The organism is Shewanella sp. TC10, assembly GCF_009663145.1.
In the GTDB taxonomy this organism is placed as follows: Bacteria; Pseudomonadota; Gammaproteobacteria; order Enterobacterales; family Shewanellaceae; genus Shewanella.
Genome location: NZ_VKHR01000057.1, coordinates 1 through 16,384, shown reverse-complemented (window position 1 = coordinate 16,384; position 16,384 = coordinate 1). Strand labels below are relative to the sequence as shown.

The 16,384-nt window shown below is 39.8% G+C and carries 12 protein-coding genes and 2 tRNA genes; 3 read left to right on the top strand and 11 right to left on the bottom strand.

The window, feature by feature from the left end; translation table 11 throughout:
* Window positions 1-131 precede the first annotated feature (131 nt).
* On the bottom strand, window positions 132-1,907 hold the full coding sequence (locus tag FNZ24_RS17065) for a flavocytochrome c (RefSeq protein WP_153916041.1): 1,776 nt from the start codon (window positions 1,905-1,907) through the stop codon (window positions 132-134).
* Window positions 1,908-2,284: 377 nt separating this feature from the next.
* On the opposite strand from FNZ24_RS17065, the gene FNZ24_RS17060 reads away from it, so the two are divergent.
* From FNZ24_RS17060 to FNZ24_RS17050, 3 genes are all read left to right on the top strand, one after another.
* The gene (locus FNZ24_RS17060; protein WP_153916040.1) at window positions 2,285-3,349 is read left to right on the top strand and encodes a porin; all 1,065 of its coding nucleotides are present in this window, start codon (window positions 2,285-2,287) and stop codon (window positions 3,347-3,349) included.
* Window positions 3,350-3,529: 180 nt separating this feature from the next.
* A complete protein-coding gene (locus FNZ24_RS17055; RefSeq protein WP_153916039.1) occupies window positions 3,530-4,405 on the top strand; it encodes a LysR family transcriptional regulator in 876 nt (291 codons plus the stop codon).
* Window positions 4,406-4,444: 39 nt separating this feature from the next.
* A complete protein-coding gene (locus FNZ24_RS17050; RefSeq protein ID WP_153916038.1) occupies window positions 4,445-5,677 on the top strand; it encodes a DUF819 domain-containing protein in 1,233 nt (410 codons plus the stop codon).
* Between the two features lie 45 nt (window positions 5,678-5,722).
* On the opposite strand, the gene FNZ24_RS17045 is transcribed toward FNZ24_RS17050, so the two are convergent.
* The 10 genes from FNZ24_RS17045 to FNZ24_RS17000 all read right to left on the bottom strand — a co-directional run bounded on the left by FNZ24_RS17045 (window position 5,723) and on the right by FNZ24_RS17000 (window position 16,380).
* Window positions 5,723-6,613: an AraC family transcriptional regulator gene (locus FNZ24_RS17045; RefSeq protein WP_153916037.1), complete on the bottom strand. Its 891-nt coding sequence runs from the start codon at window positions 6,611-6,613 to the stop codon at window positions 5,723-5,725.
* Window positions 6,614-6,732: 119 nt separating this feature from the next.
* Window positions 6,733-7,326, bottom strand: a complete 594-nt coding sequence (locus FNZ24_RS17040; RefSeq protein ID WP_194945088.1) for an HAD-IB family hydrolase — start codon at window positions 7,324-7,326, stop codon at window positions 6,733-6,735.
* 81 nt (window positions 7,327-7,407) lie between these two features.
* Window positions 7,408-9,279 carry a SurA N-terminal domain-containing protein gene (locus FNZ24_RS17035; RefSeq protein WP_153916035.1) on the bottom strand — a complete coding sequence of 624 codons (1,872 nt, stop codon included), beginning with the start codon at window positions 9,277-9,279 and terminating at the stop codon, window positions 7,408-7,410.
* Window positions 9,280-9,500: 221 nt separating this feature from the next.
* Window positions 9,501-9,773 carry an HU family DNA-binding protein gene (locus tag FNZ24_RS17030; RefSeq protein WP_055023877.1) on the bottom strand — a complete coding sequence of 91 codons (273 nt, stop codon included), beginning with the start codon at window positions 9,771-9,773 and terminating at the stop codon, window positions 9,501-9,503.
* Window positions 9,774-10,039: 266 nt separating this feature from the next.
* Window positions 10,040-12,391: an endopeptidase La gene (gene lon / locus FNZ24_RS17025; protein WP_153916034.1), complete on the bottom strand. Its 2,352-nt coding sequence runs from the start codon at window positions 12,389-12,391 to the stop codon at window positions 10,040-10,042.
* 130 nt (window positions 12,392-12,521) lie between these two features.
* On the bottom strand, window positions 12,522-13,802 hold the full coding sequence (clpX, locus tag FNZ24_RS17020; protein ID WP_153916033.1) for an ATP-dependent protease ATP-binding subunit ClpX: 1,281 nt from the start codon (window positions 13,800-13,802) through the stop codon (window positions 12,522-12,524).
* 129 nt (window positions 13,803-13,931) lie between these two features.
* On the bottom strand, window positions 13,932-14,543 hold the full coding sequence (gene clpP / locus FNZ24_RS17015; RefSeq protein ID WP_153916032.1) for an ATP-dependent Clp endopeptidase proteolytic subunit ClpP: 612 nt from the start codon (window positions 14,541-14,543) through the stop codon (window positions 13,932-13,934).
* 88 nt (window positions 14,544-14,631) lie between these two features.
* Entirely contained in the window at window positions 14,632-15,936 is a 1,305-nt protein-coding gene (gene tig, locus FNZ24_RS17010) for a trigger factor (protein ID WP_153916031.1), read from the bottom strand.
* A gap of 284 nt (window positions 15,937-16,220) precedes the next feature.
* Window positions 16,221-16,296: transfer RNA gene (locus tag FNZ24_RS17005), tRNA-His, on the bottom strand.
* A gap of 7 nt (window positions 16,297-16,303) precedes the next feature.
* A tRNA-Arg gene (locus tag FNZ24_RS17000) sits at window positions 16,304-16,380 on the bottom strand.
* Window positions 16,381-16,384 lie beyond the last annotated feature (4 nt).

Sequence of the window (16,384 nt, the reverse complement as noted above, 5' to 3'; positions counted from 1 at the left end):
GTTAATCCGCGTTCTATTTTTTAAACTAGCTTTGATTAACTAATAAATTATAAATAAGACGCAAAAAAAAAGACCAAGCTGATGAGACTTGGTCTTTGGGGGATATTAGGGATGATGAATTATATTAAAGCTTATTTCTTTTCAAGTGCATGCTTAGCAGCATTTTCACCAGCTTTACGACCGAATACTACGGTATCAGCAATTGCGTTGCCGCCTAGGCGGTTGTAACCGTGAAGACCACCAGTCACCTCACCTGCTGCGAACAAACCTTCCATTTTCCAGCTTTGTAGATTTAATACGTTTGCATCGGTATCAACTGCAACACCACCCATAGTGTGATGAATACCAGGTGCAACTTTAACTGCGTAGAATGGCGGCTTGCTTAAGTTAAGAGGCATATCTTCACGACCGAATGCATCATCTTTACCCGCAGCTTGATACTTGTTGTAATCAACTGCAGTTTTAGGTAGTTGGCTCATGCCAGTGATTTTAGCTAACTCTTCAACAGTATTGGCTTTACTTAGCATACCTAAATGCTCGTAACCACGTACCATTTTCTTCTTCTCAACTAACTGCTCATCGAATACTAACCAAGCATATTGATCTTTTTGCTTAAGGATGGCGTCTGATGCACGGTCACGAGTCGTAAGTTCACTAATGAAACGCTGACCATCTGTATTCACCATAATAGCGCCTACACCACGAACAGTTTCAGAAATTAAGATACGACTGTCTTTACCAATTGTTGGGTGAGCTTGAACCCAATCAATATCTGTCATTGAAGCGCCAATTTCTTTCGCAAGTAATACACCATCACCGGTTGCTGTAACGTTGTTTGAACTTGTCATGTCTTTCATTGTAGGACGATAGTAAGCAACCATTTGCTTATTCATACCGTAACCACCTGTTGCAAGCACAACTGAATCTGCCGCAACCATGTTGTAACCAGAATGACGACCATGAACCACCACACCCGCTACTGACTTGTCGTCGTTTAACACGATTTTTTCGATTCTAGAGTTTACGCGAACATCGATATCACGCTCTTTTGCTGCTTTACGTAATGTATCAATGATGTGTGGTCCTACTGACGCGCCACCTGAAGGACGGTGAGTACGTTCAACGCGAGCGCCACCAGAACGCTTTAAGTCGTCCATATTAGCGCCTAAAGACTCAAGCCATTTCACTGCGCCTGCTGATTCTTCTGCAAGGATTTGCACTAACTCTGGGTCATTTTGGTTACGACCGCCTTTCATTGCATCTTCTGCATACCATTCAACTTTATCTTCAATACCTTTTGCTTTTTGCTGAGGTGTACCCACTGCGTTAATACCACCAGCAGCTAGCATTGAATTACCACCTGTGTATGGCGCTTTTTCAAATAACACCACATTAGCGCCTGCCATTTTTGCAGAAATTGCAGCATTAAAACCAGCTGAACCACCACCAACGACGATGACGTCAACCGTTTCTACAGGTCCTTTCGCGATAGCTTTTTGGATCTTGTCTTGGTTCCAATCGCCATCCCACTTTTTCTTCTCTTTCGCATCAGCAAAAGGCATTTCCATTTCGAAGTTATGACAGTTGTTACACGTTAACTCAGGTTTCGCATGCCCAGAGTGACAAGAAGTACAGTTGATTTCACCTAAGTGAGAAGCATGTGGGTCAAATTCTAATTTGTCATTAACTAGATCAGCGTATCCACCGTGACAATCCTGACATTGAGCGTTCTCATGTGTTTGGCTATCAGTCATCGATTTTTTGATGTCTTTCATTTTGCCAGTGACGTGACAAGTCTGGCAGTCACCCATTTCAGTATGAAATGAAGCCAAGTCATTTTTTGCCATTGCGCTGCCAGAAGTAAGCATCATCACTGCTACTGCCGAAGCTAAATATTTAAGTTTCATGTGTTCGATCCTTTAAGTGTGTTTTCTTATGTCTCTTTGTTGAGAGCAAGATTACTCACTAAGGAGTAGTAAAACTTAGATCTCTATCATATTTAAGGTTCAGTTAAGTTTTTATGAAAACGTGTTCAATTCTCCTTAATCAGCAACAAAAAACAAACACCTGTGACTCACATTCATTTTCTCAAAAAATAAAATTACTACGATATAAAACATGAAATCTAAATACATTTACTGATTTATAAAAAATAAGATTTTATAAATTTTGTATCTAGACACTAATAACGTTTCTTAAAAAATGAAAAAGATAAATCATTAAAACGTTTATAAAAACAAAAACAATATTAATTAAATTTACTATTTAAAACATGGGATTAAACATGAAAAAAACATTACTATCATTATCAGTGATAACACTTCTCTCAGCTAATTCTTATTCAGCATTAGCCGAGTCACCACAATTTTACGGTCGATTAGAGATGGCAGTAACTAATTCAGACAATGGTTCTACAACTCAAAATGGTAAGTCTGGAACAGTACTAGAAAATAACTTTTCAAGATTAGGCGTTCACGGCAGTGAAACACTTGCTAAAGATATTGAGGTACTTTATCGCGTCGAGTTACAAGTTAATTCAGCTACAAATGAAGGCAATGATGATGTCTTTAAAGCGAGAAATACCTATTTAGGTTTAAAGACAAATCTAGGTACTGTACTCGTAGGTAGAAACGACACCGTAATGAAAACATCTAAAGGTAAAGGTGAGGCTTTTGCGTTAACCAATGCTGCATACAATAGAATGATTGCCGGCCAAGATCGTAAAGCTGACGGTATTACCTATTACTCGCCTAAAATTGCTGATTTAATCACGTTCAATGCCACTTATTTAATGGATGATAACTACGCAGAATATGATGACAACGGTGAGCGTACAGATTACGACGAGCAGCAATATGCATTAAGTATTATTGCAGGTGATAAGAAGCTGAAAAACCAACCTTATTACCTAGCTGCTGCCTATAATACCATTGGTGGTGTTGATGCTTATCGTGGCGTGGCGCAGTTCAAAATCGGCAAGTTTAAACTTGGTGGATTATTTCAAAATACCGAAAGCCAAGAATACAGTTATAAAGAAGGTAATTCATATTTTGTTAGCGCGGTTTATAATTTAAATGGCGTTAATTTAAAAGCTGAAATCGGTAAAGATGAAGCAGGTTTTGGTAAATACTTTAAGAACAGTGCAACATCATCAAGTGAATATAAGCGCGCCACGGATGTCGACATTAATTCATTTGTGATTGGTGCCGATTACCGTATATCTAAATCTACAATGGTTTTTGCCCATTATGCTAAATATGAAGGTGAATACAGAGTTGAAAATGCAGGTCCTGTTATTGATTTAGATGAAGACAATATTTTTACCCTTGGTGTTAGATACGACTTTTAAAAATTAGAATCTAGAGCGTTAACTGCCCAGTATTCAGTTAACGCTAGCTTTACACAGTTAAAAGTTTTAATAAAAACATGAGCAGAGTTGCAAAAAACGTAACCTAAACCCTGATTTTTAAGTTGTTTTTTATTATTTCGCTATAATCTCAAACATCATTAATAAAATAATCTTTATCTTATGAAAATTACGCTTAAACAACTCACCATTTTTAAAGCCATTCATGATAACGGACAGATTTCAAAAGCTGCGCAACAACTGCATATGTCTGTACCCGCTGTGAGTATGGCACTTAAAGAGTTAGAAAGTTCGTTAGGAACGAGGCTGTTTGAGCGAGGAAGTAATGGGCTATCGATTAATGATAATGGTGAAGTTATCCTTCCCTACGCCAATGAGATGCTCTCTAAAGGCACTCAATTAGAACAAATGTTTGCCGAGCGAAATGCCGTAGGTGGGACCATAAAAATAGGTAGTAGTAAAACTGCTGGAAACTACATTTTGTCACGTAAAATTCCACAATTTAAAAAGTTGCACCCATTAGTTGATATCAAACTGGTTATTAATAATAGCCTCACAATTGAGAAAATGGTTTCAGAGAAAGAGTTAGATTTAGGCTTTGTTGATGCCAAACCTGGACTTAATAATCTGCAATATGAGCAATGGTTAAAAGATAAAATCTGTCTGGTAACTAGCTGCGACAATCCGATTTTAGATGAAACCATTACAGCTGAATTATTATCAGAGCAATTATGGGTAATGGATTCAACATTATCTGTTTCAAGGCTTCGAAATACTCAATTGTTAAGAAGTGCTAGAATCACGATTAATCATGAATTATCTATGAATACTATGGGGGCAATTAAGCGTGCAATAGGCACAGGTATTGGCGTCAGCGTATTGCCTTATTTAGCAGTAAAAGAAGAGATAAAACGCGGTGAAATTGTTGAACTGCAACTTGCAGATTGGGATTTCAGTCGTAAATATTGGTCAATCAGCCGAAATGACGAGCCCTTGTCATCTCTATTAGAAGAGTTTATTAGTTTTTGTAACGCTTAATACCATCATTATTTAAACACTAAGGTAGCCAGAGAATTTATGATCAACCAAGATCCAGTAATATTTGGCTTACTCGCGACCATTATTGGGTTAATTTTTTATACCAGTAAATCTTCACATCCAATTTGGCAACAAATATACCGTTTTGTGCCTGTCATGGTGATGTGTTATGTCCTTCCTTCACTACTCAACACCTTCAATATTGTTGATGCAAGTCTCAGTGAATTAAATACCATCACCTCTAAGTATTTAATGCCCGCATGTTTAACGTTATTGATCATTAGTGTGGATATTAAATCTATGCTTTTGCTTGGTCCAAAAATTGTTATTTTATTTTTACTCGGCAGCCTTGGTGTCATTATTGGCGGTCCATTAACGCTGCTAATATTCTCAAAAGTCGCACCAGAAACGATCACTTGGGTCGGAGATGGCGCAGCATGGAAAGGAATGGCAACACTCGCGGCTAACTGGGTTGGTGGTACTGCAAATCAAATAGCCATGAAGGAAATCTATCAAGTTGAAGAAAGCTTATTCGCGATAATGATATCGGTCAATGTTATTTATTCAGCGATATGGATGTCATTTTTACTTATCTGTGCCAATAACGCCAAAGCCATCGATAAAAAACTTGGCTCTGATGCAAGTCAATTCAATAAGCTTATCTCTGTTACTGAACATAATGTCACTAACAAACAAACTGCACCGAGTCTGAATACTTACATGATGATGTTTGGTGTTGCTTTTGGCGTTACAGGCTTAGCTCATTTCGGTGCTGATATACTGGCACCATTTTTTGCAGAACATTACCCACTAACAGAAAAATACAGTTTTACGTCTAAATTCTTTTGGATAGTTATCATAGTGACCACTGTGAGCATTATCCTATCCAATACCAAAGTCCGTGAACTTGAATCAGCTGGTGCCTCAAAAGTCTCGACTGTCATGCTGTATTGCTTGATAGCCAATATGGGCTTGCAAATGGATCTCACTATGATTGATGACTTCCCCATTTACTTTGCAATTGGGTTTGTGTGGTTATCAATTCATGCCATCGTTGTGATTATTGCAGGGCTGTTGATGAAAGCACCGGTTGCTTATATGGCTTTAGCCAGCCAATGCTGTATCGGTGGTGCGGCTTCCTCGCCAGTTGTAGCCATGGCTTTTCACCGCTCTTTAGCGCCAGTTGCCATCATGTTTTCTGTATTTGGATATGCTTGGGCAACCTATATGGCATGGATTTGTGCAGAGATGATGCGAATGACGTCGCATTAAGCTACGGCAGCATTTAAATCACATCACTATTCAGTCTAGAATCAATCAAACTAAGGCTAAATAGACCCTTGTTTGTTGCTTATTTGGCTCAGTGATGTTTATTTTCTCAAAAATTAGCGGCAGATTTTTCAATTCAACATTATGTTTTTTATTTTGCTCAATTAACCAGGTCCCGTATAAATACTTCACTTTTTGATTTAATGCCTCATCAGAGCCTGTATGTATGAATGATGCAAACCTACCCTTTGGTATCTCGCCTAACTTAAAGTGCTCAGAAGACTCAATTAAAGGCATTAAAGTCGCTTTTTGATTGTCATTAATACTCACTGCAATATCAATATTGTACTGTTCATTTTCTGATGCATTAATTTGATAAACGAAATTAAAAGTTTGACTGGTAGCGGGCGAAAGTTGATAGGCTTGCCTAAAAGCACGCATCGCTTGAATAGTTTGCGGTAAATACTCAGCAAGAGTTCGGTGTTTAATCGTAATGACCCCAATGCTATCTAGTTCTACAATTTCAATATTAACGTCGCTGGCAGATAGTTCGTCATGGCCTTCTGAAAGGGTTTTTAACGGTTGCTGTTTTTCAAAAAAATTTCCCCAGTCTGGTGACTGTTGAAACTGTTGAGGACTTTGGCCAATACTCTGACTAAATGCTTTGTCAAAAGCTACCTCTGATGGATAACCAGCTGACTGCGCGACTTTTGCAATTGATATTGTTTTATCAAACCCAAGCTGCTGAGCAACCTCTAAGTTCCGTAATAGCGCAATATAATCGTCTGTATTGGTATGAAATAAACTATGAAAAATAAAATCAAAATGGTACTGAGGTACTTGAGCAATAGTAGCCAACAACTCCATATTAAAGCTCGCTGACAAGTTATTATCAATATGCGTTAACACCTGCTCAAATCGTTGATTTATATTTTCCACTTACGTTTTACCTTCTATCGTGCCTGTTTAAATTGAATGAGTTGAACTGAGCCGAACTGCATAGTTAATTTAGCTGTGAATCGATTAAAGCAGTGAGTCGATTAAAACAAATAGTTACCCTAAACAGTTATTTTTTCCCAGCAAAAATAGGCTTCATCAGCTAAAGCCAATAATTGTGAATCTTCTTCAGTATCCCCGTAAGCATAAACTTTTTCAAAGCTGCTCAACTGGTATCGATGGTTCACTCTTTGCGCTTTTTGGTGCGCGCTGCAATCACCATTAATATATCGCCCCGTTAAACGCCCATTACGCGATTCTAACTCAGCACAGATAAGCTCAACATTATGCTCAGTACACCAAGGTATTAAATAAGCATCAAGGGATGCTGATACAACGACAATCAAATCACCCTGTTGCTTATGCCACTCTAAGCGCTTTTTAGCTTCTGGTTTTATAACAGCATTTAATGTTGCTGCGTATTTTTTTCCTTGAACAAACACTTCACTTTGCTTACGGCGATAAAAACTCAAGCGGCTAATGATGGTACGAATGGTTGAACCACCAATCAACTTACGTTTATAAAGTAAAATGATTGGCAGTAAAAAGGGATAACAAATAAGGATGCGCCATTTAGGCACACTGAAATGAATAAATGGCGTGTAGGTATCGATTTCTGTGATGGTGCCATCAAAGTCGAATAGCGCAATGTTCATGAAGTTCCTTCTACATGATGATATAAATAAAAAAGCCAAGGTTTCCCTTGGCTTTATGCTCATATCTAGTTAGCTGAGGAATTATTCAGCAACAGGATACTCAATTTTTGCTTGTGCTTTTAATGCATCAATCACAGAGCGGTAATCAGCTTCGCTGAATTGAGGTGCTAGACGTTGCTTAATGCTATCAAGCACGTTGCTATCAATACCTTCTGCAGCATTAACCTTATCTAACGCAATCACTGCAAAACCATTTGCTAAAGCAGCCGTATCAAACGAAACGCCACTTGCTTCAGGAGCTGGCATTTGGAAAGCTTTAGTGGTGATTGCTTGATCAATATCTTGGCTAAAGCGAGCCAATTGCGCTTTAGTCGAAATAGTGACTTCAGTTATCTCGTTACCCGCTTTAAGCTCAGTTAGATACTCGTTCGCTTTTTCACTTGCTTCAAGATTGGCTTTGTCTTGAACTAAGCGTGCTTCGATACCCGCTTTTACATCGCTTAGAGGTAAAGTGCCAGCATCTTGGTGCTTAAGTAGACGAATAACAACAACGTGGTTAGGCTCAAGCTCAATCACTTCACTGTTCATACCGCTTCCGATAACATCATCAGAAAATGCAGCACGGACTAAAGCAGGTTTATTTAAGTTAGCAGGAGCATTATCACGAGAGAATAACTGCGTAGACTGTACTTCAACATTTAAAGCTTGTGCTGTTTCATCTAGCGTGTCAGGTACTTCGTAACTTGTATCAGCTAAGATGCTTTGTAAGCTGTAGAATTCATCAATTGCTTTCTTGTTTTTAAGATCAGCAACAATCTTATCTTGAACGTCATCGAATGGAGCTGCGGCGCCAGACTGAACATCAAGTAGCTTAATGATATGGTAACCAAACTCACTCTTAACAACTTGTGAGTAATCACCTTGATTAAGCTCAAATAAAGCCGTATCAAATGCAGGGTCCATTACGCCTTGCTCAAACCAGTCAAGTTGACCGCCTTGTTCAGCGCTGAATTGATCATCAGAATCCGTTTTAGCAACTTCCGCAAAGTCTTCACCCGATTGTAGTTTAGCTAAACTTGCAGCCGCTTTTGCTTCATCATCGCTATCATCACCAGAGGCAAATAAGATATGAGCAGCTAAACGCTTTTCTGGAGTTTGGTACTGTTGCTTATTTTCTTCGTAGTAAGCACGAGCGTCTTCAACCGATGCATCAATACCTTCAGCGATTTTAGCTACATTTAACTCAACATATTCTAAGCTCACTTTTTCTTGATCCATAAACTGCATCAAGTTGCTGTCATAGTATGTTTTAATCTCTTCATCAGAAATTGAAGCAGATGCTAAGTAAGGTGCAGAAGCTACAACTAAGTAACGAATGTCACGCGTTTGACCTTGAACTTCAGCTAATTGCTTTGCTTCACCGTCTAATACGAACTCAGTGGCTACTAACGAAGTTAATAACTGGCGACGAGTCATGTCGGTACGCATCATATTTCTGAAGCTAGTAGTTTGGTAGCCTAACTGACGTAGTACAGCTAAATAACGATCATTATCAAACACGCCATCCGTTTGGAAAGCTGGTTCGTTAACAATCGCTTGTCTAATTTGGTCATCAGAAACACGTAAGCCTAAATCTGCTGCTGCTTGAGTCATTAGTTTGTCAGCAATCAGGCGGTCTAATACATTTTGCTTGATACCATTCATATAGTTATCATCAGCTGATAATGCATCAAACATTTCCCCTAGTTGTTGCTCTAGGCGGCCACGTTCGTTTTGATAAGCTTGTTCTAGTTCATTTGCAGTAATGTCGTCACCATTAACTACGGCAACTGCAACTTCTGTTGAAGTGCCTAGGTAACTACTTACACCTGCAAATGCAAACGAAAGAATCACTAGCACTAAAATGCTTTTTGCAATAACGCCTTGTGAACCTTCGCGAATTTTTTCTAACATCTGAATTCTCGCTTGTTGCGATTAATAAAATAAAAAGGCGCACCACGTTGGGATGCGCCTTCTTGTAATTTATGTGGAGTTATCAGACGCTACCTCGGGTATGACCCAATTCCTCCGAATATCAAAACTAACTAAGTTCTTTCTGATATCTTTTTCGCAAAAAGCACTGTTAAAACAGTGCTTTCTACAAATGCCTTACAAAAGGCAACGATATTAACTATTTAGTTAACAGCGTCTTTTAGAGCTTTACCAGCTTTGAAAGCAGGAATATTTGCTGCTGCAATTTTGATTTCCGCACCAGTTTGTGGGTTACGGCCAGTACGTTCTGCACGTTGACGTACTTCAAAAGTACCAAAACCAACTAGAGAAATTTTATCGCCTTCTTTAAGTGCTTCAGTAACAGCACCAATGAAAGAATCTAATGCACGGCCAGCGCCAGCTTTAGAAATGTCAGCACCAGAAGCGATTTTCTCGATTAGTTCAGATTTGTTCATGTCATCCCCTTGAATGTTTATTTTCGCGCCGCAACCAAATCCGTCTTTAGAGCGGTCTGCGGAGGCTTTTTTGTTATAAGTTTGATACCACACCAAACTTAGTTGGAAAACCAAAAAAAATGTACTTGGATACAGCTCAAAGTCAGTTGCGCCAAGGGTTTGGTGCTAACTGACTCTCCACTTATCTAGGCTACCACAGCTTTAGCGTTTGTTAAGCCCCTTTTTTCACTTTTTTTAAGTTCAAAGCAACTTTTTTTGCTATTTAGCTACTTTTTAACCACTTCAAAGCCCTTTACAGGTCTTTCTAATGCCAGTTCAAGCACTTCATCCACCCATCTGACTGGATGAATTTTAAGATCTGCAATCACGTTCGCTGGAATTTCTTCCAAGTCACGTTCATTTTCTTTAGGAATTAGAACAACTTTTATACCACCACGGTGCGCTGCAAGTAACTTTTCTTTTAAGCCACCAATAGGAAGTACTTCGCCGCGAAGGGTAATTTCACCTGTCATCGCCACATCACTTTTAACTGGGTTACCCGTTAAACTTGATACTAAGGCAGTACACATTGCTGCACCTGCTGATGGACCGTCTTTAGGTGTTGCTCCTTCAGGTACGTGAACGTGAATATCACGTTTCTCGTAAAAGTCGGCATTAATACCTAATTGCTCCGCACGCGCTCTTACTACTGTCATAGCAGCTTGAATCGACTCTTGCATCACATCACCAAGTGAACCGGTATACGCAAGCTTACCTTTACCTGACACTGAAGTCGCTTCAATGGTCAGTAAATCACCACCGACTTGTGTCCATGCCAGACCTGTCACTTGACCGATTTGGTTATTTGACTCAGCTTTACCGTAATCAAAACGTTGCACTCCAAGAAATGACTTCAAATTGTCTTGATTTACTTCAACAGTTTTAACTGACTTGTCCAATAAAATCATTTTAACGACTTTACGGCATACTTTAGACAGTTCACGCTCTAATGAACGAACACCAGCTTCGCGTGTGTAATAACGGATCATGCCAATGATGGCACTATCATCGATATTTATTTCTTTAGGCTTTAGACCATTACGCTCAACTTGCTTAGTCAGCAAATGCTTCTTAGCAATGTTCAGCTTTTCATCTTCGGTATAGCCCGATAAACGAATCACTTCCATACGGTCTAATAACGGCCCTGGAATATCCATTGAGTTAGAAGTCGCAACAAACATTACATCAGATAAATCGTAATCAACTTCTAAATAATGATCGTTAAACGCTGCATTTTGCTCAGGGTCGAGTACTTCAAGTAATGCTGATGATGGATCACCTCGCATATCTGAACTCATCTTATCAATTTCATCTAATAAGAATAATGGGTTTTTAACGCCCACTTTAGCCATCTTTTGAATCACTTTACCTGGCATTGAACCAATGTAAGTTCGGCGATGACCACGAATCTCTGCTTCATCACGTACGCCGCCTAATGCAACGCGAACATACTTACGTCCTGTTGCTTTAGCAATAGACTGACCTAGTGACGTTTTACCCACACCTGGAGGTCCAACTAAACAAAGGATTGGTCCTTTAAGCTGCTTAACGCGACTTTGCACAGCAAGATATTCAAGAATACGTTCTTTTACTTTCTCTAAACCGTGGTGGTCGGTATCGAGAATGGCTTCTGCTTTTGATAAGTCACGCTTAATTTTAGAACGTTGGCTCCAAGGCACAGACGTCATCCAATCAACATAACTTCTCACCACTGTCGCTTCTGCAGACATTGGTGACATCATTTTCAATTTGTTTAGCTCAGCTTCAGCTTTTTCTTTTGCTTCAGCAGGCATTTTAGCTTCTTCGATTTTGCGGCCTAACACCTCAAATTCGTCTTGGCCTTCGTCGAGATCACCAAGTTCTTTTTGAATGGCTTTCATTTGCTCATTCAAATAGTACTCACGCTGACTTTTTTCCATCTGCTTTTTAACGCGGCCACGGATACGTTTTTCAACTTGTAATAAGTCGATTTCGCCTTCCATCATCGCCATTAAATATTCAAGACGTTCGCCAACGTTAATCATCTCAAGTACTGATTGCTTATCTTCTAACTTAAGTGGCATATGTGCAGCCATAGTGTCAGCAAGACGAGCAGCCTCTTCAATACCAGTTAGCGATGTTAGTACTTCTGGTGGGATCTTTTTATTGAGCTTGATGTAACCTTCAAACTGACTGATAGCACTGCGAACGAGGACTTCTTCTTCTTTCTCAGCAAGCTCTTCAGATTCTAAGTATTGTGCCGTTGCAACGAAGAACTCTTCTTCTTGAGTGTACTTGTCAACTTTTGCACGTTGACCACCTTCAACTAATACTTTTACTGTGCCGTCTGGCAATTTAAGTAATTGCAGAATTGACGCCACTGTACCAATTTCGAAAATATCGTCTTTTGTTGGCTCGTCTAAATCAGCTTCTTTCTGTGCGACCAATAAAATTTGTTTATCTTGTTCCATTGCCGATTCTAAACATCGAATTGATTTCTCTCGTCCGACGAATAACGGAATTACCATATGGGGATAAACCACTACATCTCGAAGTGGTAGCACGGGGAGTTCGATATGCGCTTCACGCTCTTGGGTCATAGTTCGATTCCGTTTGATGAATGGATTTTATAATCAGTATATTGGGATGTTTCTTGAACTTTCAATGGCTAATACGAAAAAAGGAGCCCAACGGACTCCTTATTTTTCATAAACAGCTAAAAGCGTCTATTTATTGTTCGCCACCAGCAACTTGGCTGTCAGTGTTTTCATAAATCAAGATAGGTGCAGATTCACCTTTAACAACTGATTCATCAACAACGGCTTTAATCACACCTTCCTCTGAAGGAATATCATACATGGTATCTAATAAGATATCTTCGATGATAGAGCGTAAACCACGAGCACCAGTTTTACGTGTCATTGCTTTGTGGGCAATGGCCTTAAGCGCATCTTCGCGGAATTCTAACTCAACACCTTCCATCTCAAACAAAGCACCGTACTGTTTAGTCAGTGCATTTTTAGGCTGAGATAAAATTTGTACTAAAGCAGATTCATCTAACTCAGTTAGCGTAGCCACAACAGGTAAACGACCAATAAACTCAGGGATCAAACCAAACTTAATTAAATCTTCTGGTTCAACTTTACCTAGGGTTTGTGAAATCGTCGTTTTGTCAGCTTCACCTTTAACTTCAGCACCGAAACCAATACCAGTACCAGTTAAGCCACGTTGCTCAATCACTTTCTCAAGTCCAGCGAACGCACCACCACAGATAAATAAGATTTTAGAGGTATCTACCTGCAAAAATTCTTGCTGAGGGTGCTTACGGCCACCTTGAGGAGGTACTGAAGCAACTGTGCCTTCAATCAGTTTCAATAACGCCTGCTGAACACCTTCGCCAGACACGTCACGTGTAATTGAAGGGTTATCAGATTTACGGCTAATCTTATCGATTTCATCAATGTAAACAATACCACGTTCAGCTTTCTCAACGTCGTAATCACATTTCTGAAGCAGCTTTTGAATGATGTTTTCTACATCTTCACCAACATAACCCGCTTCGGTTAATGTTGTAGCATCTGCCATAGTAAATGGCACATCTAAAGAACGTGCCAGCGTTTCAGCTAATAACGTTTTACCACTACCCGTTGGACCGATAAGCAAAATATTACTTTTACCTAACTCGACACCTTCGATCGGTGTGCCATTACGTAAACGTTTATAATGATTATAAACCGCCACCGACAACACTTTTTTAGCCTGATTTTGGCCAATGACGTAATCATCTAAATGCGTACGCAATTCATGTGGTGACGGTAATTTATCTTGATCGCGCTTAGGCGATATTTCTTTAATTTCTTCGCGAATAATGTCATTGCATAGCTCGACACACTCGTCACAAACATATACTGAAGGTCCAGCGATTAGCTTTCTAACTTCATGTTGGCTTTTTCCGCAAAAAGAGCAGTACAGTAGTTTGCCACTGTCACCGGTACTTTTGTTATCGCCCATTACCCTACCTCTGTTACAGCCTGTTCACTGTTTTCAAAAAAACACCTGTGCATTTATTGTGCAACACAGGAACAGTCAAATATTTTTTATACGCTATTCATCACAGAATAGCGTACTCAGGCCTAAAGATCAGCTACGCTTTTCAAAAACTGAATCAACTAAACCATAATCAGCTGCTTCTTGGGCACTCATAAAGTTATCTCGGTCAGTATCACGCTCGATAACATCTAATGGTTGGCCAGTATGTTCAGCTAACATTTCGTTTAATTTATTCTTAATGCCTAAGATTTCTTGAGCATGAATTGCGATGTCAGATGCTTGCCCTTGGAAACCACCGAGTGGTTGATGGATCATCACACGTGAATTAGGTAAACAATGACGCTTACCTTCTGCACCGCCCGCTAATAAGAATGCGCCCATGCTACATGCTTGACCAATACAAACGGTACTTACATTTGGCTTAATGAATTGCATTGTATCGTAAATTGCCATACCCGCAGTGACAGAGCCACCTGGCGAGTTGATGTAGATAGAAATATCTTTATCTGGGCTTTCTGATTCTAGGAACAATAGTTGCGCCACGATCAAGTTAGCCATGTGCTCTTCCACTTGGCCAACCAAGAAAATTACTCGCTCTTTTAATAAACGAGAGTAAATATCATATGAACGCTCACCTTTAGCCGTTTGTTCAACAACCATAGGTACAAGAGCATTGAGTACAGATTCTGGCGCTTTATGCATTTTATGCTTCCCTAAAATAAAAATGGCTCGTATGAGGAACCTCATACGAGCCATTAAATGGCGAACCGCCAATCAAGTCAAGCGATGGTTACGCTTTACCGGTTGCCTTGTTCATAAATTCTTCAAATTCGACATCTTTTAGTGTCACTTTTGCAGATTTTAATAAAACTTCAACAGCTTGCTCTTCAAGCGCTACATTGCGCATGTTTTGCATTAGCTCTTTGTTGCCATTGTAGTATTCAACAACTTCACTTGGATCTTCGTATGCAGAAGCCATTGAAGCGATAAGACCTTGAACACGCTCGTCTTCAGCTTGAAGTTCGTTAGTTTTGATAACTTCGCCAAGAAGTAAACCAACTTTAACACGACGCTCTGCTTGTTCTGTGAATAAATCAGCAGGTAGCTCAGGCATGTTTTCAGTTTGGCCACCAAAACGTTGCATAGCTTGTTGACGAAGTACATTAACTTCACCATCAACTAATGCTGAAGGAATAGTTATTTCGTTAGCTGATAATAAGCCTTCGATAACTTGCTCTTTCACATTTGCTTTAAGCGCTTGTTCAAGTTCACGAGTCATGTTTTTACGGATTTCAGCTTTAAGTGCTTCTAAGCCACCTTCAGCGATACCGAATAAAGAAGCGAATTCATCGTTAACTTCAGGTAATTCAGCAGCTTGAACTTCAGTAAGAGTAATAACGAACTTAGCCGCTTTACCTTTTAAGTTTTCTGCATGGTAATCTTCTGGGAACGTCACTTCGATTTCGAATTCGTCGCCAGCTTTATGACCGATAACACCAGCTTCAAAACCTGGGATCATACGGTTGCTACCAAGTTCTAGTTCGAAGTCGTCAGCTTTTCCGCCTTCAAACTCTTCACCGTCTACAGAACCTACGAAGTTCATTTTAGCTTTGTTGCCTTCTTCAGCAGCAGTTTCAACTACAGCGAATGTAGCGTGTTGCTTGCGAAGAGTTTCAATCATAGTGTCAACGTCAGCGTCATTTACTTCAGCTTGTGGTTGCTCAACTTCGATTGCATCTAAACCAGTTAATTCAACTTCTGGGTAGATTTCGAACGTTGCAACGAATACGAAGTTTTCACCTTCAGTTTCGCCTGGAGCGAAAACTGGAGCGCCAGCTGGGTTTAATTTTTCAGCCATGATCGCTTCAATGAAGTTGCGTTGCATTACTTCACCAGTTACATCTTGACGAATTGCAGCGCCGTAACGTTGGTTGATCACTGAAACTGGTACTTTACCAGGACGGAAACCTGAAATCTTTGCACGTTTCGCTTCACGTAATAAGTTGTCTTTAACTAATTTCTCAATTTGTTCAGCAGGAACAGAAATTGTTAGGCGACGTTCTAGGCCTTGAGTTGTTTCAACAGAAACTTGCATTGTTTTACCTCGAAATATGTCTGACGTCCTTTGTAATAGTCGAAAGCTCAACTATTAAATATTCGTTTCTTGATTTTTAATGTTTACTAATAAAAGTGCTATACAGCAGCTTTTCAGCGCCATTACCCGTAGTAATTCGTATTAGATATTTATCAAGACGCGACATTATAGCGACGGTTTACTGCGGAGTCGAGTGTGAAAACGGGGTAAAATCGGGATTTTAGGCATAAAAAAAGCGACCTTAGGTCGCTTTCTCTACAATCGTGCATTTTTAATGCAAAATTTGGGGTGACTGATGGGGCTCGAACCCACGACAACCGGAATCACAATCCGGGGCTCTACCAACTGAGCTACAATCACCATAATTTGGTACGCCACTCAGGATTCGAACCTGAGACCCACGCCTTAGAAGGGCGTTGCTCTATCCAGCTGAGCTAGTGGCGCATGG

Bases quoted from the DNA above. Each gene is read 5' to 3' on its own strand.
- FNZ24_RS17065 (WP_153916041.1), bottom strand. From the start codon at position 1,907: ATGAAACTTAAATATTTAGCTTCGGCAGTAGCAGTGATGATGCTTACT.
- FNZ24_RS17060 (WP_153916040.1), top strand. From the start codon at position 2,285: ATGAAAAAAACATTACTATCATTATCAGTGATAACACTTCTCTCAGCT.
- FNZ24_RS17055 (WP_153916039.1), top strand. From the start codon at position 3,530: ATGAAAATTACGCTTAAACAACTCACCATTTTTAAAGCCATTCATGAT.
- FNZ24_RS17050 (WP_153916038.1), top strand. From the start codon at position 4,445: ATGATCAACCAAGATCCAGTAATATTTGGCTTACTCGCGACCATTATT.
- FNZ24_RS17040 (WP_194945088.1), bottom strand. From the start codon at position 7,326: ATGAACATTGCGCTATTCGACTTTGATGGCACCATCACAGAAATCGAT.
- FNZ24_RS17035 (WP_153916035.1), bottom strand. From the start codon at position 9,279: ATGTTAGAAAAAATTCGCGAAGGTTCACAAGGCGTTATTGCAAAAAGC.
- FNZ24_RS17030 (WP_055023877.1), bottom strand. From the start codon at position 9,773: ATGAACAAATCTGAACTAATCGAGAAAATCGCTTCTGGTGCTGACATT.
- lon (WP_153916034.1), bottom strand. From the start codon at position 12,391: ATGACCCAAGAGCGTGAAGCGCATATCGAACTCCCCGTGCTACCACTT.
- clpX (WP_153916033.1), bottom strand. From the start codon at position 13,802: ATGGGCGATAACAAAAGTACCGGTGACAGTGGCAAACTACTGTACTGC.
- clpP (WP_153916032.1), bottom strand. From the start codon at position 14,543: ATGCATAAAGCGCCAGAATCTGTACTCAATGCTCTTGTACCTATGGTT.
- tig (WP_153916031.1), bottom strand. From the start codon at position 15,936: ATGCAAGTTTCTGTTGAAACAACTCAAGGCCTAGAACGTCGCCTAACA.